The organism is Cupriavidus sp. WGlv3, assembly GCF_023952475.1.
Lineage (GTDB): Bacteria > Pseudomonadota > Gammaproteobacteria > Burkholderiales > Burkholderiaceae > Cupriavidus > Cupriavidus phytorum.
Genome location: NZ_JALHRX010000002.1, coordinates 1 through 18,565, shown reverse-complemented (window position 1 = coordinate 18,565; position 18,565 = coordinate 1). Strand labels below are relative to the sequence as shown.

Sequence of the window (18,565 nt, the reverse complement as noted above, 5' to 3'; positions counted from 1 at the left end):
GGAGAGGCCATCATGAAACTGCGTGATCACGCGGGACCGGTCGCCGGGGCGATCGGCAGGGCGAGTGCGAATGCATGTGCAAGCGCAAGGAAACTGGACCGGAAGCTGGTCTGCACCGCGATCGTCGGCGTGCTGGCTGGGGCCAATGCAGGAGCGGCCCGCGCCGCGCAATGGACGCTCGACAACGGCTGGCAGGTGGCCTTCGACTCGACGGTGTCGTTCGGCGTCGCGGTGCGCACGTCGAAAACGAACTGCAGCTTCGTCGGCAATGACAACGGCGGTTGCGTCGGCGACGCCCCGACGCCGCTGCAGCAGAGCAACCCGGCCGTGTTCTCGTCGAGCCTGGACGTGCTGCGCGTGAACCAGGACGACGGCAACCTGAACTACAAGCGCTGGCAGCCGGTGTCCGCCAATGCACAGTGGACCAGCGACCTGTACGTCAAGGCGTCCGACGGCTGGAGCGGGCTGCTGCGCGGCGTGGTCAACTACGACTTCGCGGTCGACCACACCCGGCGCAGCGACCTCGACCCGTCGGCGCGCAACTTTGCCACCAGCAACCCGCGCCTGCTCGACGCCTACGTGACCAAGGAGTTCGAGGTCGGCGACCAGCAGGCGCGCGTGCGCGTCGGCAACCAGGTGCTGAGCTGGGGTGAAAACCTCTACATCCCGGGCGGCGTGAACTCGATCAACCCGATCTACCTGCCGTCGGCGCACCAGCCCGGCACGCCGCTAAAGAACCTGTTCATCCCGTCGCCGATGGTCTCGGCCAGTTCGTCGCTGGGTCCGGACCTGGGCATCGAAGCCTTCTACCAGTGGAAGTGGAACAGCTTTGTGTTCGATGCGCCCGGGACGTTCTTTTCGACCAGCGACTTCGTGGGCAGTGGTGGGCGCGGCCTCTATATCCCGACCTCGACGGTCAATGCGGCGCTGGGCGCCGCAGGCTTGCCGCCGTTTCCGCGCGCCACCATCGGCGACAACGGCACCCGGATCGTTGGCATCAATCCCGCGACCGGGTTGCCTTACAACCGCCGCCTGAGCGCTGGCGAGCTGGCTGACCCTGGCGCCAACCCGGTGGGGCCGCTGCTTGGCGCCGGCACGTTCATCCCGCGCGGCCCGGACAACAAGCCGACCAATGCCGGGCAGGGCGGGCTAGCGTTGCGCTACAAGTTCCCCGATAGCGGCAACGAGCTCGGCTTCTACTACCAGCACTACAGCGACAAGGTGCCGTTCGTCAGCTACCAGGTGGGCACCACCACGGCCAACCCCTTCGGCTGGCAGGCGTCGCTCGACTACGGCAAGAACCGCGACCTGTTCGGCCTGTCGTACAACTTCCAGGCGGGCGAGTGGGTGATCGGCACGGAGCTTTCCTATCGGCCGCGCGATGGCGTCGCGATCGACCCCACCACGGTGATCGATCCGGGCAACCCGTACTACTGCAATGCGCTGGCCGATTTCACCGTGAAGCCGGTCGGCAGCAGCTGCAAGGGCTGGGTCGACACGCAGCACTACCAGCTGCACCTGACTGGCATCCACATCATGTCGCCATCGGGATCGTTCGGCTGGCTGCTGCGCGCGCTGGGCGCCAGCGAGGGCACGCTCACCGCCGAGGGTGCGCTGGCGTACTACCCGAAGCTGAAGCTCAACGCCGGCATCCCATATGCGGTCACCGCCGACTACAAGCTGCCGACGAAGCTTTCGGCGGGCATGGTGCTGGCGGCGTCGGTGACCTATCCCAACATCTTCGGCACGCGCGCGTCGCTGTCGCCGGATATCGCCGTGATGCAGGGCATCGGCGGCTATTCGGCAACGGCACTGCCGGGCTTCATCCAGGGCGCGGGCGCAGCGGTGATTGGAGCGACCATCGACTTCAAGACCAAGCCGGAAACGAAGATGCGCCTGGACTACACCCACAACTGGGGCGGTAGCGGCAGCAACCTGCTGCGCGACCGCGACTTCTTTTCCCTCAGCATGACCACCGCATTCTGATGCTCGCACGCCTGTTAACCCGTCTAGAAGCTGCCCTGTTCGGGTATCGCCTTCCCTTCCTGCTGCTGCTCGCGGGCTTCACGGCCGTCATGGGCGTGCTGGGGGCGAAGCTCGAACTCGAGGCCGGCTTCGAAAAGCAACTGCCGCAGGGCCATGAGTACATCAAGACCTTCGAACAGTACCGCCACCAGCTGTTCGGCGCCAACCGGCTGACCATCGCCGTCCATGCCAGCGACGGCGACATCTGGAACGCGCAGGCGCTGACCCAGGTGCTCAAGGTCACCGAAGCCGTCACCTACCTGCCCGGCGTGGACCGGGCGAGCGTGACCTCGCTGTGGACGCCGAACGTCTTCTTCACCGAGATCACCGAAGACGGCTTCCGCGCCGAGGCGCTGACCGGCGGCGACGTCGTGCCGGAGAAGCTGTCGGCCGAGGTAATCGGGATGGTCCGCCAGCGTACTACCGCTGGCGGCCATATCGGCACGCTGGTCGCGCGCGACCAGACCAGCGCGCTGGTCACCGCCGAGCTTGGTGATGTCGACCCGGCCACGGGCAGGAAGCTCGACTATGTCCAGTTCAACCGGTTGTTGGAGGAGAAGATCCGGCGCCCGTTCGAGAATGACAAGGTCGAGATCCAGATCATCGGGTTTGCCAAGCAGACCGGCGACATTGCCGACCGCGCGGCGGACGTGGCGCGCTTCTTCGCCATCGCCTTCCTGCTCACCGGGCTCGCCGTGTACTGGTACTGCCGCTCGATCCGCCTGACGCTGCTGCCGCTCGCATGCTCGCTGGTGTCGCTGGTGTGGCAGTTCGGCACGCTGCGCCTGCTCGGTTACGGGCTCGACCCGCTGGCGATCCTGGTGCCATTCCTGGTGTTCGCGATCGGCGTCTCGCACGGTATCCAGCAGATCAACTTCATCGTGCGTGAAGTTGCGCAAGGAACCGATTCTGCCATGGCCGCGCGGCGCAGCTTCACGGGCCTGCTGATTCCCGGCTCGCTTGCGCTCATCACCGCATTGGTCAGCTTCGTCACGCTGCTGCTGATCCCGATCCCGATGATCCGCGAGCTGGCGCTTACCGCGGCGATCGGGGTTGGCTACAAGATCGTCACCAACCTGATGATGCTGCCGGTGGCCGCGTCGTACTTCCGCTTTTCGCCGGAGTTCGCGCGTCGGTCCCTGGCGCGGCGCGAACGCCATAACGTGTGGCTCGAGGCTATCGCCCGCATCGCGCAGCCGCGCAACGCCGCGATGGTGACGCTTGCCGGCGCGGTGGTCTTCGGCCTGGCGGTATGGCAGAGCCAGGGACGCCACGTCGGCAGCCTGCAGGCTGGCGCGCCGGAACTGAGCGTGGACTCGCGCTACAACCTCGACGTGGCGGCGATCGTCGACCGCTTCGACGTGGGCCTGGACTGGCTGACCGTCGTGTTCGAGGCAACGCCGGAGCACAAGGGCGAAGTCTGCTCGCGCGCCGACGAGCTGCTGTTCATCGACGATTTTGCCTGGCGCATGGGCAGCGTGCCTGGTGTCGTGTCGACCGACTCGCTGGCCGCGCAGCTCAAGCTCTACAACATCGGCATGAACGAAGGCAGCCCCAAGATGGCGACCGTGACGCGCGACCCGCGCGGCCTCGGCTCGCAGTTCCAGGGCGTGAACAACCGCATCGCAGGCCTGTCGTCGATCGACTGCCGCGTGCAGGGCGTCAACCTCTACCTGCCGGACCACCGCGCCACGACGATCAAGAGCGTGGTGGAGGCGGTGAAGGATTTCCGCGACGCCAACCGGATCGACGGGGTGCACGTGCGGCTGGCGAGCGGCAACGCCGGCGTGCAGGCCGCCACCAACGAGGTGCTGGAGGAAAGCGAGCTGCCGATGATGCTCTACGTCTACGCCGCCATCCTGATCCTGGTGTTCTTGGTCTACCGCGACTGGCGCGCGATGATCGCCTGCTGCCTGCCGCTGACCGTCGCGACGTGGATCGGCTACTGGTTCATGAAGAAGCTGGAGATCGGCCTGACCGTGGCCACGCTGCCGGTGATGGTGCTCGCGGTCGGCGTCGGCGTGGACTACGCCTTCTACATCTACAACCGCCTGCAGGTGCAGCTTGCGCACGGCCTGGAGTTCACCCGGGCACTCGAGCTGGCGATGAAGGAGACGGGGCTTGCCACCGTATTCACCGCCATCACGCTGTCGGTCGGCGTGGCCACGTGGACGTTCTCGAGCCTCAAGTTCCAGGCCGACATGGGCGCGCTGCTGACCTTCATGTTCATCGTGAACATGGTGATGGCCATCACGCTGCTGCCCGCCTTCGCGGCGATGCTCGAGAAATTCTTCCCGCGGCGTGGACCGGTGTACATGCCGGAAATTCTGAAGCACTAGGACACAACGATGAGCCACCTTTTGATGAGCCCGCTCCGATACCTGCCCTTTGCCGCGCTCATGGCATGCCTGTCGTTGCCGGCAGCCGCCGCCGGGGCCACGGCACCCGCGCCCTGGCCGGCCATGGAACGGGCCCGGCAGGTTTCGAACGCAGCCACTGCGCCGCTGCTGGCAGCCGCGCGCGCCGGGAAGCGCGTCGTCGCGGTCGGCGACCACGGCGTGATCCTGCTGTCCGATGACGGCGTCAGCTTCCGGCAGGCGAAAGCCGTTCCGGTCCGTACGCTGCTGACCACGGTCCAGTTCGTCGACGCCCGCCACGGCTATGCGGCGGGCCACGATGGCGTGGTGCTGGCCACGCAGGACGGCGGCGAGACCTGGACCTTGCTGCGCGCCACGCCCGGCGTCGAGCAGCCGATTCTGGCGATGCACTTCGACAGCCTCAAGCATGGCATCGCCGTAGGCCTGTACGGTTGGGCGATCGAGACACACGACGCAGGCTGGACCTGGACCGACCTGGCGATCGCGTCAGGCGAAAGCGCCGACCGGCATCTGCTGCACATGTTCGCTACCGCCCGCGGCTCGCTGTTCGTCGTCGGCGAGGGCGGGACGATTTACCGCTCAACCGATCGGGGCAAGTCATGGGAAGCGACGACCACTGCAGGCAAGGGCTCGCTCTGGCACGGCCTTGCGCTTTCGGACGGCACGCTGCTCGTCTGCGGTATGCGCGGCCACCTCTATCGCAGCCGCGACGACGGCAAGACGTGGCAAGCCGTCGACGCGCATACCACCCAGTCGCTGACCGGCATCGCGGAGCTCGCCGACGGCAGCGTGACCATCGTCGGCATGGGCGGCACCGTGCTCGCGAGCACGGACCACGGCAAGACCTTTGCGCGCACGGAGCGCGCCGGGCAAGAGGCGCTGACAGCGGTGCTTGCTGACGGCGCGCGCGCGCTGGTGGTGTCGATGACCGGCCCGTTGCCGGCGTCCGGCCCGGCGCAGCGATAGACCTTCGCGCACACGCGGCACTGCAACACCTTCATTCACCGAGCAGAACCAACCTGCCCATCCTCTCAAGGAGACAATCATGGCAAAACACCCAGTCGTCATCTATGGCGCAAGCGGCTACACCGGCATGCTGATCATGGACTGGCTGATCGACCAGAACATTCCCTTCACCGCCGTCGCGCGCAATGCGGGCCGGACCAGGGAAATGATGGCGCAACGCGTCGTCCGCCTCGAAGCGGCGGAGTACGAGATCATCGAGGCGGAGCACGACGTCGACTCGCTCGTCAAGGCCTTCCGTGGCGCCAAGGTGGTGTGCAGTACGGTCGGACCGTTCTTCCGCTTCGGCATGGTAGCGGTCGAGGCGGCGCTCAAGGCCGGATGCCACTACCTAGACCCGGCCGGCGAGCAGCACTACATCCGCCAGGTCCGCGACGAGTTCGGCGAGCAGTATCGCGAGGCCGGGCTGCTGGTGTCCCCGTCGAACGCCTACATGTACACGTTCTCGGAAATCGCGGCCGAGCTCGCGTTGGAGACGCCGGGCGTTGACGCGCTCGAGACCGCCGCGCTGTGCCGCGGCCCGCGCGGCGGCGCCGGGGTCAGCGTCGGCTCGACCGCGACCATCTTCGAAGGCTACCGACAGGAAGCGTGCTTCCTGTGGGAAAAGAAGCTGGAGCGCCATGCGCCGGACGCGTCGTTCAACATTGTCGACCCGGCGTTCATGCAGCCGGTGTTCTGCCTGCCGTGGGGCGGCACCTCGCTGCCGGTCTATTTCGAGAACGATCCGCGCGTGCGTAGCTGTACCTCGTGCGTGGGCTTCTACGACAACAACGCCATGCGCATGGTGCATGCGATCGGCCAGAAGTGGGAGTCCGAATACAAGCACCTGCCGCCCGAGCAGCAGGATGCGGTGCTCAAGCAACTGGTCGATTCAACCACGCCGGCCATGCCGCCGCGCGAACGCACCACGCTGCAGCGCACGGTGGACTTTGCCATCGGTCGCGGGCAGCTCGCCTCGGTGCGCGCGACCGTGCACGGCATCACGCCCTACATCGCCACGGGCGCGATCCAGGCCGCCGAGGTCATCAAGCTGCTTGACGGCGACACGGCACGCGTCGGCTTTGCGTCGGGCTCGAAGGCCTTCGGCCATCGCTACCTGCTCGGCTTCCTCGAGCAGCGTGGGCTGGCCCGCGCGACGGTGTCCAACCTGTAACTTGCCGGTTCGGCTATTCCTTGCCCGCCTCAGGGCAGGGAATGGCTTCAAAAAATAGCTTCACAGAATTCGTCAGAACACGCAGAGAGTGAGGAAAGCCTGACATGGCAATCATTGATTTTTTTGACCGCGGCCTGCGCATCAATCCGCACGGCATCGCCTATATCCAGGACGAGCGCAGCTTTACGTTCCGGGAGATCGGCGAACTGTCGTGCCGCATCGCCAACGGGCTGCTCGCAGAAGGGCTTGCCAGGGAGACCAAGGGCGCGGTCTGGGCGGACAACGATGTCACGGCCTGGGGCTGTGCGCTGGGGCTATGGCGCGCGGGGATGGCGTATATCCCCGTCAACGGGCGCAATGCGCCCGACGAGAACCAGTTCATCCTCGACGCCTTCGACTGCGAGGTGCTGTTCTTCCAGCAGGCGTTCGCACCGGTGATCGATGCGTTGCGTGGCGGGCTGCCGAAGGTGAAGCTCTGGGTGTGCATCGACGCCGACCTGCCGTGGGCGCCGTCGCTCGCGACGTGGAGCGCGGGCCAGCCGTCGAGCGCACCGGTGGTCGACTACGACATGGACGATGTCGTGACCCTGTCGGCCACGGGCGGCACCACGGGCCGGCCCAAGGGCGTGATGAACACGCACCGCGCCTACCAGACCTATTTCGCGCAGTTCATGACGGCGTTCCCCTACCAGGGCGAGGAGCGCCCCGTGAACCTCGCCGCCGCGCCGATGACGCATACGGCCGGGATGCTGTCGCTGCCTTGCACCGCTCGGGGCGGCACCGTGGTGGTCCTGCCCAAGCCCGATCCCGCGGCCGTGCTGGGCGCCATTGCGCGGCACAGGGTGACGGAGTTCTTCCTGCCGCCCACGGTCATCTACCGTTTGCTCGACATCCCCGGCATCTCGAAGCAGGACTTCTCCTCGCTCAAGTGCTTCCTTTATGGCGCCGCGCCGATGTCGGTCGAGAAGCTGAAGCGCGCGATCGAGGTGTTTGGCCCGGTCATGGCGGGCGGCTACGGCCAGACCGAGGCGCCGGCGTCGATCTCCTACCTGACGCCGGCCGAGCATTTCGTCGGCGGACGGCTGGCATCGGACGAGCGGCTGTCCTCGGTTGGCCGGCCGAACCCGCTGATTCGCGTGGAGATCCTGAACGACCGTGGCGAGGTGCTGCCCCAGGGCGAGAGCGGCGAGATCTGCGTGCGCGGGGACCTCGTCATGAAGGGTTACTACAAGGCGCCCGACAAGACGGCCGAGACCATTGTCGACGGCTGGCTGCACACCGGCGACATCGGCCATCTCGACGCGGACGGCTATCTGCATATCACCGACCGCAAGAAGGACATGATCATCAGCGGTGGCTTCAACGTGTACCCCAGCGAAGTCGAACAGGTCATCTGGGCGCATCCGGCGGTGCAGGACTGCGCGGTGATCGGGGTGCCCGACGAGACGTGGGGCGAGGCGGTGAAGGCCGTGGTGGAACTGAACGCGGGCCATAGCGTCAGTGCGGACGAACTGGTCGGCCTGTGCAAGCAGAAGCTAGGCTCGGTGAAGGCGCCCAAGAGCGTGGACTTCGTCGCCGCGCTGCCGCGCAGCCCGGTCGGCAAAGTCCTGAAGAAAGACCTGCGCGAGCAATACTGGCAAGGCCTGCAACGCAAGATCTGATCGGGTTTTCGGGGAACGACAAGCTATGAGCAATATCTACATCGCCGGCATCGCCATGACCGTATTCGGCCGGCATCCCGAGCGCAGCATCGAGGGCCTTGCCGGCGAGGCGCTGCGCGGCGCGCTGGCGGACGCCGGCTGCACCGCCGGCGCCATTGGCGCGGCGTTCTACTCCGGCATCACCAACGGCGCGCTGCAGGGCCAGTTGTCGGTCCCCGGACAAGTTGTCTTCAGCAAGACCGGGATCGAGGGCATTCCGGTGTTCAACGTCGAGAACGCCTGCGCGTCGGGCAGCACCGCCGTTCACCTGGCGGTGCAGCACCTCAGGGCCGGAGCGTGCGACGTGGCGCTGGCCATCGGTGCCGAGAAGATGAACGTTCCGGACAAGGCCAGGTCATTTGCGCTGTTCGAAGGGGGGTGGGACGTGTCCAGGGTCGAGGAGAATTTCGCGACGCTGGCACGGCTGGGCCAAGGTATCGAACCACCGCCCGGATCGGAGTCAGACAAGCCCTACAGCCGTTTCATGAAGATCTATGCCGCGCTGTGCCGGTATCACATGAAGACCTACGGCACCACTCAGCGCCAGATCGCGGCGGTGTCGGCGAAGAACCACGGGCATTCGGTGCATAACCCGCACTCGCAGTTCCGCCGGCCGTTCACGATCGACGAGGTGCTTGCCGCGCCGCCGATCACGTATCCAATCACGCTGCCGATGTGCGCGCCGGTCTCGGACGGCGCGGCGGCCGCCATTCTTTGCACCGAGGCAGGCCTGCGGCGCATCGGCGCGGACCGTGGCCGATGCATCCGGGTTGCGGCGAGCGTGATCCGCAGCTTCACGCACCGGCCCATCGATGCGCCGGAACGCAACATCGGCTACCTGGCCGCGCGCCAGGCGTATGAACAGGCCGGCCTGGGCCCGCAGGACATGCACGTCGCGGAAGTCCACGACGCCTCGGCCATGGGTGAAATCATCCAGGCCGAGAACCTCGGCCTGGTGCCATTCGGCGAGGGCGGGCCGGCTGCCGAGCGTGGCGAGTTCACGCTAAGCGGACGGATCCCCATCAACACCTCGGGCGGGCTCGAATCCAAGGGACATCCCTTGGGCGCGACCGGCATTGGCCAGCTCTATGAACTGGTCACCCAGTTGCGCGGGGAAGCCGGCGTGCGGCAGGTGCACGGCGCGCGTCACGCGATCCAGGAGAACGGCGGGGGCTTGCAGGGCGTCGAAGAAGCGGCGCTCGCCATCCATATCCTGAGCAAGGATTGAAGGAGACAGACATGACTGGGTTCGACAGGCAGGGCAGGCCGGTGTATCGCCCGCTCGGCGGCTGGGTGGAGGCGCCGGATGACCTGCAGCCGGAACTGGAGGGCGAGGCGGCCGCGGACGTGATCATTGTCGGCGCCGGCTTTGCCGGCCTCTCCACCGCGCTGGAGCTGGCCGCGCGCGGCGCAAAAGTGATCGTCCTCGAGCGCGAGTTCGCCGGCTTCGGCGCGAGCGGTCGCAACGCGGGCTATCTCGCGGGCGGGCAAGGGCTTGAGTACGATCTGTTCCTCAGGCGCGTGGGTCACGAGCAGGCGAAGCAGATCATCCGCTTCTACGATGACGGCGTGGATTACGTGGAGCGAAAACTTGCCGAGCTCGGGATCGATTGCGACTACAACGCCTCGGGCATCATCCGTGCGGGCGTTCATCCTTCGCAGGAGAAGAAACTGCGCAAGAGCCTGCGGACCGGCGTGGCACTCGGCTCGCCGGGGGAGTTTCTTGACTACGCCGCGATGCGCGCGCGCGGCATCCCGCCGGCCTTCCTGTTCGGTTGCTACCTGCCAGGCGGTGGCACGCTCGATCCCGGCAAATATGTCATGGGCTTGCGGCGCGCGGCGCTGCGTGCCGGGGTGAGGATCTGCGAGAACACGAAGGTGCTGTCCTGGGCCGACGGCCCCACCGTCACGGTGCAGACCGATCGGGGCCGCGCGCGCGCGCCATTCCTGGTGCTTGCCACCAATGCCTATACGCCGCAGCTGGGCCTGCTGGGCAACAAGGTGATTCCGCTGCGGGTGTCGGCGCTCGAGACCGAGCCGCTGTCCGCGGCACAGCTGGCGTCGCTCGGCTGGCCACGGCGCGAAGGCATCGTGACGGCGCACTGGACCATGGAAAGCCATCGCCTGACCGCGCGCAACACGCTTGTGACAACGACGAAGCGGCTGCATTACGTCTACGGCAGGCAGACGCCGAATGTGCCGGACGAGGCAGCCTATCGGGCGCTGGCGAACGGGCTGCACCAGCGCTTCCCGATGCTGGGGGACCTGGCCATCCGGTCATGCTGGAGCGGCTATATCAGTTTCGCCTACGACGCGCTGCCCGTGGTCGGCGAAGCCGGCGCACAGCGCAACGTCCTCTATGCCGCGGGTTGTTCAGGGCATGGCGTCGGCACCCAGTCGCTGATGGGCCTGCTGCTGGCCGAGCGGATTTGCGGCTCGGAAAACCCGCTGCTTGCGGCGTTGCGCCACAAGACGCCGCTCACGCTGCCCGAACCGCTGCAGTGGTGCGCGGTCAATGCCGCGCTGGGCGTGGCCAACAGGCTGGACCACCGGGTGAACCGCAAGGCGAGGGACGCCGTGCGCCGGTAAGGCGTGGCAGCATGCCATTTCACTGCTATCTTCAAGGAGGGAGCCGCCGCCGAAGCGACTCTGGCGCCATGCGCGCCGACGGGCGTCAGCTATAATGACGCCCGCCCAGCGACCCGCTGGCGCGATCCTTTCCCCAGTGCCGAAAGGCCCTGATTCAAGGCAGAAGAGATGACCGTGCCTACGGAACCGCGCACCACCAGGAAGCGGCGCACCGCGACCGCAGCGTCCACCGGAGCAGACCCCGAAGGGCTGCGGGCCCAGGGCCTGCGCACGCGCAATGCCATCATCCGCGTCGCGAGGAAGCTGCTGCTCGAAGGCGGCAGCCTGGAATTCTCGCTGCGCGCCGTGGCCCTTGGCGCCGGTATCAGCATCAGCAACCTCCAGTACTACTTCCCGACCAGGCAGGCCGTGCTGCGCGCCATCATGGCGCCGATCATCGACGCCTACCTCGAAGACCTGAAGCGCGCGCTGGACAGCCGCATGGCACCGCGGGAGGCGCTCGACACGCTGCTGGATAAGGCGCTCACAGACGCCAGCAGCCACAAGGAGTCGGCGTTGTGGTGGCACTTCGTTTCGCTTGCCTCCACCGATCCCGAGTGTGCGCGCATGTTCGACGAGTGGTATGACACACTCACGCGCGGCATTGCTGAACTGGCGCGAGCCGTGAATCCTGAACTGAAGACGGCAGAAAGTCTGCATGTCGCCTCGCTGCTGATCGCCATGGCCGATGGACTCGCCCTGCAGCTCGGTGCGGGACGACGCAAGCGTGCGTACCACGGCGGCCTCGACAAGGCCTTTCGTGCCACCGTCAATCATCTCGTACTGGGCGAGCGGTCGACCGAAGAGGCCGGCTAGGCGTCACAACGTCGGTGCCCGGATGCGGAAAGACAGGGATTACCCTGTCTTTTTTTATGCTTGTATGTTTGGCAACATGACCTATGTTTTGTATAGTGTTCTAATAAATGAGCGACTGGTCCTGACAGCCGCCCGGTTTGTCCACGAACAATGGAGACAGAGATGATTCGCCTGAACAAGACCACGGCCCTGCCCGCAGTCGGCCTGACCGGATTCGAGACGCCGTTGAGCGAAGAGGAAAATGCGATCCAGCAGACCGTTCATCGTTTCGCGCGCGAGGTACTGCGGCCGGTTGGCCGCGAGCTTGACCGCATGACGCCGGAGGAGGTCATCGCCCCGGGGTCGCCGTATTGGGCGGCGATGATGGAAAGCGCGAAGCTGGGGCTCGACCCGCAGCTGATCGCGCAGTTTCCGCCTGAGGTTGCCGTTCGCATCGAATCGCTGATCGGTGAGGAGCTCGGGTGGGGCGATGCGGGCCTGGCCGTCTCGCTGGGCGCCGCGACCATGCCGCTGACGATGGCGCAATCGCTCGGCAACCAGGAACTGGTCGAGATGTGCGCGGGCAAGGTCGGCTGCTGGATGAATACACAGCCCGACCGCGGTTCCGATGCCGCGATCCTGTACCGCGAGGAGCTGAGCGCCGGCGGCAAGCAGCCGGTGGGCAACGTCACCGCCAAGGTTGGTGCGGATGAGATCGTCATCAACGGGCAGAGCTCGGCCTGGGTGTCGAACGGATCGGTGGCGCAGGTCGCGCTGGCCTACATGGCGGCGGACTACGGCGACGGCTTCCATGGCACCGGGGAGCAGGGCGGGTTCACCAACGGCATTGGCCTGATCCTGCCGCTGGACCTGCCAGGCATCTCGCGCGGCAAGCCGCTGGACAAGATCGGCCAGCGTTCCCTGCCCCAGGGGGAGATCTATTTCGACAACGTCAGGGTGCCGAAGCGCTTCGCCATTGCGCTGCAGGATGACTACCTTGGCAACCTGGCCTCGACCTGGTCGTTCGCGGGCACCCACATGTGCCAGGTCTTCGTCGGCGTGGCGCGTGCGGCCTTCGAGCTGGCGCTGGCCTATTGCCACGAACGCAAGCAGGGTGGGGCGCTGTTGATGGACCACCAGATGACCCACTTGCGCGTCGGGGAGATGCTGCGCCGGCTGGAGATGGCGCGCGCCATCGCACGCCGCAGCCTGGCGTTCGCGCGCTTGTCACCGCAGAGCCATCCCTATGCGACCGCGCAAGCCAAGGTCAGCGTGACCGAAGAGGCGATGAAGATCACGCACGAGGCCTTCCAGCTCTTCGGTGCCAACGGCACCACGCGCGAGTTCCCGATCGAGAAGCTCTTCCGCGATGTGCGCTCCGCGCTGATCGAGGACGGCGAGAACTACGTGCTCGCCTCGCGCCTGGGGGTGCTGGCCGGGCGGCTTTACCAGCATGGTTGGGCGCGCGAGTAAGCGTTCGCGCATGCGTCCGGCCATGCGCCAGACACCGGCCGTCGCGGCGGCCGGCGCAGCGCAACGGGACAAAGCAGCCCTTTGCAGTGAGAAGCAGTTATGACGACATGTTCCAGCGCGAGCGCAGCCGCATGGGGGCAGCAGCCAGGCTCCAGCGAACTGCTGCACCGGATCCGCGCGTCGGTGGCGCGCATTCGCGTGGATGCGGCAAACGGTGCCGGCATCGAACGCCTCTTGTCGACCCTCCTGCGCCACGCGCTCGCAGCGGGCTCGCCGTTCGAGATCGCGCTGGTGCTCGGGAGCGCGGCAGAACTGATGTTGTTCCCGGAACCAGAGGTCCTGGAGCAATGTACGGCCGCCGTGCAACAGGCTGATCAGCAGGCGCTGCGCGGACTGGTCTGGGCTGTCCGGCACAGAAGCATGAGAAGCGGGAAGGGCGCGCGCAGGTTCGCGCTCGACCCGCAATGAGGCAAGGAAATTGCGAAACAACATGGTGAAGCCTTCAATCAACAGGCAGCGCAGGCAGCTGCTCAAGCTGGCAGGCATCTCGACTGCGGTAGGCAGTATGGGCAGCCTGAGCCCTGGGCCGGCGCATGCCGGCAAGCCGGGGGACGTCCTCGACGTCGTTATTGTCGGAGCGGGCCTGGCGGGCCTGACGGCGGCACGGGACCTGAGCCATGCCGGCTGCGAGTCATTGGTCGTGCTCGAAGCGCGTGATCGCGTTGGCGGGCGGACGCTGAACTACGACGTGGGTTCCGGGCACGTGTCCGAGGTCGGCGGCCAGTGGATCGGCCCTGGCCAGACCGCCGTGGCCGACCTTGCGCGCGAACTGGGCGTCGGCACGTTCCCGAGCTACTACAAGGGCAACACCGTCATTCTCGGCGGCGATGGCCGCCTGGAGATGGACCTCAAGGGCACGTTCGGCAGTGACGAGGCGATCGGGAGCAAGCTCAGCGGGCTCTCGCGCGAAGTTCCCGCCGGCGCGCCATGGAAATCACCGAAGGCAGCCGAACTGGACAAGCTCTCGGTCGGCGACTGGCTGGCGCGACAGAACATCAAGCCGGAGGACCGCACCGGCTGGAATGCGAGCATCGCGCTCTCCGGCGGCGTGATGCCGGCCAAGATGGGACTGCTGCATTTCCTCTCGATGATCAATTCGGCTGGCTGCGACTACATGCAACTCGACAGCATCAAGCATAGCGCGCAGGAAACGCGTTTCGTCGGCGGGTCGCAGGTACTGAGCAACCGGATGGCGCAGGCGTTGGGCGGGAAGGTGCGACTGTCGAGCCCGGTGCGCCGAATCTCCGGATGGGACCGCGACGTCGTCACGCTGCACACGGACCATGGCGAGATGCGCGCCCGGCAGGTCATCATGGCCCTGAGCCCACCCTTGTGCCAGCAGATCCAGTTTGATCCCCCGCTGCCGGGAAAGCGTGCCGCCCTACAGCGTGCCTGGCCCGCCCACTCGCCGGCGCGGAAGACGGCCATGGTCTATTCCCGGCCGTTCTGGCGCGACAAGGGATTGAACGGACATATATTCCAGGTGAACGGGCCCATCCTGTGGGCTTTCGACAACTCTCCGCCAGGGGGGGAGATCGGCGTCATCAACGCCTTTATCTCGAACGCGCAGGTCCCGTCGGAACCCAAGGCCGCGCAGCAATTCCTGACGGCGCTGTACGCCCGTGCCTTTGGCCGCGAAGCGCTGTCCCCGGTGTCATATCACGATCACGACTGGGGCCGCGCTGATCCATGGACGATCACCTGCGTCTCCGCGATCCCGCCGGGCTTCTGGAGCACCCACGGCGAGGCCTTGCGCCCACCATGCGGGAAGCTGATCTGGTCCGGCACCGAGACGGCCGAGATCTGGGCCGGCTACATGGACGGCGCCGTGCGATCGGGTCACCACGCCGCGCTCCAGGCGCTCAACGCGCTGCGTCGCGCGTAGGAGGCAGAGATGAAGAAACGGATATTGCTGGGCGCCGCCGGCGCCATCGTTGCCGGACTGCTGGCCTGGTTGGGGCCCGACCTCCTGGGACTCTATCGGCTTGACCGCTACATCTCGGCGTCCGCTGCGGCCTACGAGACCAATAGCGGACCCTGGCCTCACGTGACGGACGCTTGCATCGCGTGCCACGGCGTCAGGGGCAATTCGATGCATCAGGGTTATCCGAGCCTGGCAAGCCAGCCGGCCCCGTACGTGGCGGCCCAGCTCCACAAGTTCGCGAGCGGCGAGCGGCACAACCCTACCATGGGCCCGCTGGCGATGACCATGAGCGAGACCGAGATCAACCATCTGGCCGATCACTTTGCCAGGCAACCGGCCGTGGCCAACCGGACTTTCACGCCGGATGCCGTGTTGCGGGAGCGGGGCAGGCAGCTGGTGGCATCGGGCAACTGCATCGCTTGCCACGGCGGCCAGTTGATGGGGCGTGACCAGTTTCCGCGTCTTGCCGGCCAGGGTTATGACTACCTGCTTGCGCAGTTCGACGCGTTCGCCGACGGAGCGCGCAGCGATCCGACCGGAATGATGAAACGCATTGCCATGGCGGCTTCAGCGCAGGACCGCAAGGCGATGGCGAGCTACCTCGCCAGCCTCGCCCCGCAGAAGTGACGAAGTTGCCCGTTAAAACGTATACCTGGAGTCGTAATGGAACTCAGCTTCTACATTCTCTGCCTTTCGATCGCCACACTGGTGGCGACGTCCTTGATCTTCGGCCTGAAGTTTCTGGGCAAGCGCAACTATCTTCTCGGGTTCGAGTGGCTGGTCGTGACGTTCTCGGCATCGAACTTCCTGCTCTATTTCCTGGGCGGTGTGCAATTCTCCTATCGCATCTCTTACTTCCTGGATGCGTTCTCCCGGGGCTTCGGTATTCCGGTGATCGCCACTGCCGGTCTGATGGCCGTCACGCATCGCTACAAGCCGTCCATCCTGTCGGATGTCCTGTTCTTTGCCGCCGCCATCGCGGGGACGGCCGTCCTGGTGTCGGCCGAATTCATGGCGCAGCCCCGACCGTACTTCTACGTAGCGATGTGGTCCGCATTCTCGGTGTACCTTGCCTACTTTGCCTGGAGATTGCTGGGCGCTGGAGAGGGTCTGCTTGCACTCGGCGTGCTCGTGGTCCTGCTGACGTCTCAGGCCATCGCCACCATCTACGATTTCTACAAGATTCCCGGCGATGACGAGCAGGCCATCTTCTATGTTCTCGCGTGCCTGGCGTGGTCGCTCATGTGCGTCGTGATGTATTACGCCTATGGCGCGCTGGAGCGCGCGGAGAAGAACGAGGCATCGCTGTCGTCGATGCTGGCGGCCCGATGAACCAGGCGACTCCTATGAGCATGGACTTTTCCGCGTTCGCCGGCACGCGCCCGGTGACGGAAGCCATCGGCTTCGATCCCGCTGCACTGCAGGACTGGATGACGCAGCACGTGGAGGGCTTCGCCGGCCCGCTGGCCATCGAGCAGTTCAACGGCGGCCAGTCCAATCCCACCTTCAAGCTGGTCACGCCGGATCAGACCTATGTCATGCGTGCCAAGCCCGGGCCGCGGGCAAGGCTGCTGCCATCGGCGCATGCCATCGAGCGCGAGTTCCGCGTGATGGCAGCGCTTGCCGGTACCGACGTGCCGGTTGCGAGGACCTATGCCATGTGCGAGGACGAGGCAGTGATCGGCCGCGCCTTCTACATCATGGAGCATGTCGAAGGGCGCGTGCTGTGGGACCCGTCGCTGCCCGGCATGGCCCCGCACGAGCGCGCGGCCATCTACGACGAGATGAACCGGGTCATCGCGGCGCTGCACAGCGTCGACTGCAAGGCTGTTGGCCTGGGCGATTATGGCAAGCCTGGCAACTATTTTTCGCGACAGATCGAGCGGTGGAGCAGGCAGTACAAGTCTTCCCAGACCGAATCCATTCCGGCGATGGATGCGCTGATGTCATGCCTGCCCCAGCACATCCCGCACGAAGCGGAGGAGCAGGTCTGCATCGTTCACGGTGATTACCGGCTCGACAACCTCATCTTCCATCCGACCGAGCCTCGTGTCCTTGCGCTGCTCGACTGGGAACTCTCGACCCTCGGCCATCCGATGGCGGACTTCAGCTATCACTGCATGAGCTGGCATATCGAACCGGGCCCGCTCCGGGGCATGGCAGGCGTTCACCCCGCCAGCCTGGGTATCCCGGACGAGGCGGCCTATCGGCGTGCCTATGAGCAACGTACCGGACGCAAGATTGCGCAGGACTGGCACTTCTACCTCGCCTTCAGCATGTTTCGCACCGCAGGCATCCTGCAAGGCATCATGAAGCGGGCGTCGGATGGCACCGCGACTTCCACGCGTGCGCTCGAAACCGGGAAACTGGCCAGGCCGGTCGCGGCAATGGCCTGGAAGCATCTGCAAATGCATTCGCGCTGACCGGCACTTCTTCCAACATCACAGCATCATGGCGAATTCAACACCGACCCCTATCGCGCAGCCCGGCCTTGCCGGATTCCTGGACTTCACCGGCAAGACGGTGCTGGTGGTGGGAGGCTCCAGCGGCATCGGCAACGGCATTGCCCAGGCATTCCGGCAACTCGGCGCAGAGGTCCACGCATGGGGCACGCGTGCCCGCGCGGCGGACTACAGCGCCGACGACGGCTCTGATCTCTCCGGTTTGCATTATGCGCAGGTAGATGTCTCCGACCAGGCCGCCATCCACGCCGTGCAGCCTGCCTTCCAGCGCCTGGATGCGCTGGTGCTGTCACAGGGCACCATCCTGTACAAGCGGGCCGAGTTCGAAATGGAAGCCTTTGACCGGGTCCTGAGCGTTAACCTGTCCAGCGTGATGGCGTGCGCGGTCAAGTTCCGGCCAATGCTCCGCGAGAGCCAGGGTTCCCTGGTTACGCTGAGCTCGATTGCGGGCTTCCGGTCCGTGCGCGGAAACCCGGCCTACGCCGCATCCAAGTCAGGCGTGGTGGGTCTGACCCGCACGCTGGGCGAAGCCTGGGCAGCCGAAGGTATTCGCGTCAACGGCATTGCCCCGGGACTGGTCGATACCAAGCTCACCAAGGTCACCACGGCTTCGCCGGCGCGGCTCGATGCAACGCTTTCGCGCGTGCCCCTGGGCCGCATGGGCTTGCCACACGAGATCGCCGGAGTCGCCGTTTTCCTGGCCTCGCCGTTGGCCTCCTATATGGTTGGTGAGACGCTGCTTGTCGACGGCGGGCTGACGCTGGCCTGACACAAGGGAATCGGATATGCAAATTGGTATTCCACGGGAAACACTCCGCGGCGAGACTCGCGTTGCCGCCACCCCGGAGACCGTCAAGAAATACGTCGCCCAGGGCCACAAGGTGGTGATCCAGGCCGGCGCCGGCCTGGGCGCCAGCCAGCCCGACGGCGCGTATGAGGCGGTC

The 18,565-nt window shown here is 65.9% G+C and carries 15 protein-coding genes and 1 pseudogene; all 16 read left to right on the top strand.

All coding sequences use genetic code 11. The features are described from left to right. The first annotated feature begins 12 nt into the window (after positions 1–12). The gene (locus MKD38_RS03540; RefSeq protein ID WP_252674685.1) at positions 13–1,986 is read left to right on the top strand and encodes a DUF1302 domain-containing protein; all 1,974 of its coding nucleotides are present in this window, start codon (positions 13–15) and stop codon (positions 1,984–1,986) included. Then, the gene (locus MKD38_RS03535) at positions 1,986–4,364 is read left to right on the top strand and encodes an efflux RND transporter permease subunit (RefSeq protein WP_252674684.1); all 2,379 of its coding nucleotides are present in this window, start codon (positions 1,986–1,988) and stop codon (positions 4,362–4,364) included. The genes MKD38_RS03540 and MKD38_RS03535 overlap by 1 nt, the downstream gene beginning before the upstream one ends. A gap of 9 nt (positions 4,365–4,373) precedes the next feature. After that, positions 4,374–5,369, top strand: coding sequence for a WD40/YVTN/BNR-like repeat-containing protein (locus MKD38_RS03530; protein WP_252674683.1), 996 nt, complete (start codon positions 4,374–4,376; stop codon positions 5,367–5,369). A 79-nt stretch (positions 5,370–5,448) separates the two neighbouring features. Next, positions 5,449–6,579, top strand: coding sequence for a saccharopine dehydrogenase family protein (locus tag MKD38_RS03525; protein WP_252674682.1), 1,131 nt, complete (start codon positions 5,449–5,451; stop codon positions 6,577–6,579). Positions 6,580–6,683: 104 nt separating this feature from the next. After that, entirely contained in the window at positions 6,684–8,240 is a 1,557-nt protein-coding gene (locus tag MKD38_RS03520) for an AMP-binding protein (protein ID WP_252674681.1), read from the top strand. A gap of 25 nt (positions 8,241–8,265) precedes the next feature. Continuing rightward, positions 8,266–9,507: a thiolase family protein gene (locus tag MKD38_RS03515; protein ID WP_252674680.1), complete on the top strand. Its 1,242-nt coding sequence runs from the start codon at positions 8,266–8,268 to the stop codon at positions 9,505–9,507. 11 nt (positions 9,508–9,518) lie between these two features. Next, positions 9,519–10,868, top strand: a complete 1,350-nt coding sequence (locus tag MKD38_RS03510) for an NAD(P)/FAD-dependent oxidoreductase (protein ID WP_252674679.1) — start codon at positions 9,519–9,521, stop codon at positions 10,866–10,868. 168 nt (positions 10,869–11,036) lie between these two features. Further along, entirely contained in the window at positions 11,037–11,723 is a 687-nt protein-coding gene (locus MKD38_RS03505; RefSeq protein ID WP_252674678.1) for a TetR/AcrR family transcriptional regulator, read from the top strand. Positions 11,724–11,885: 162 nt separating this feature from the next. Beyond that, the gene (locus MKD38_RS03500) at positions 11,886–13,175 is read left to right on the top strand and encodes an acyl-CoA dehydrogenase family protein (RefSeq protein ID WP_252674677.1); all 1,290 of its coding nucleotides are present in this window, start codon (positions 11,886–11,888) and stop codon (positions 13,173–13,175) included. A 99-nt stretch (positions 13,176–13,274) separates the two neighbouring features. Next, positions 13,275–13,643, top strand: coding sequence for a hypothetical protein (locus tag MKD38_RS03495; RefSeq protein ID WP_211983453.1), 369 nt, complete (start codon positions 13,275–13,277; stop codon positions 13,641–13,643). Positions 13,644–13,665: 22 nt separating this feature from the next. After that, positions 13,666–15,120, top strand: a complete 1,455-nt coding sequence (locus MKD38_RS03490; protein ID WP_252674676.1) for a flavin monoamine oxidase family protein — start codon at positions 13,666–13,668, stop codon at positions 15,118–15,120. Positions 15,121–15,129: 9 nt separating this feature from the next. Next, entirely contained in the window at positions 15,130–15,786 is a 657-nt protein-coding gene (locus tag MKD38_RS03485; protein ID WP_252674675.1) for a c-type cytochrome, read from the top strand. Positions 15,787–15,822: 36 nt separating this feature from the next. Further along, entirely contained in the window at positions 15,823–16,491 is a 669-nt protein-coding gene (locus tag MKD38_RS03480; RefSeq protein WP_252674674.1) for a hypothetical protein, read from the top strand. Between the two features lie 14 nt (positions 16,492–16,505). Then, on the top strand, positions 16,506–17,582 hold the full coding sequence (locus tag MKD38_RS03475; protein WP_252675318.1) for a phosphotransferase: 1,077 nt from the start codon (positions 16,506–16,508) through the stop codon (positions 17,580–17,582). A 28-nt stretch (positions 17,583–17,610) separates the two neighbouring features. Continuing rightward, positions 17,611–18,390 (top strand): SDR family NAD(P)-dependent oxidoreductase, encoded by a 780-nt coding sequence (locus tag MKD38_RS03470; protein ID WP_115699197.1) that lies wholly within the window; start codon positions 17,611–17,613, stop codon positions 18,388–18,390. Between the two features lie 16 nt (positions 18,391–18,406). Beyond that, positions 18,407–18,565 (top strand): annotated as a pseudogene (locus tag MKD38_RS03465) (NAD(P)(+) transhydrogenase (Re/Si-specific) subunit alpha); the annotation flags it as partial.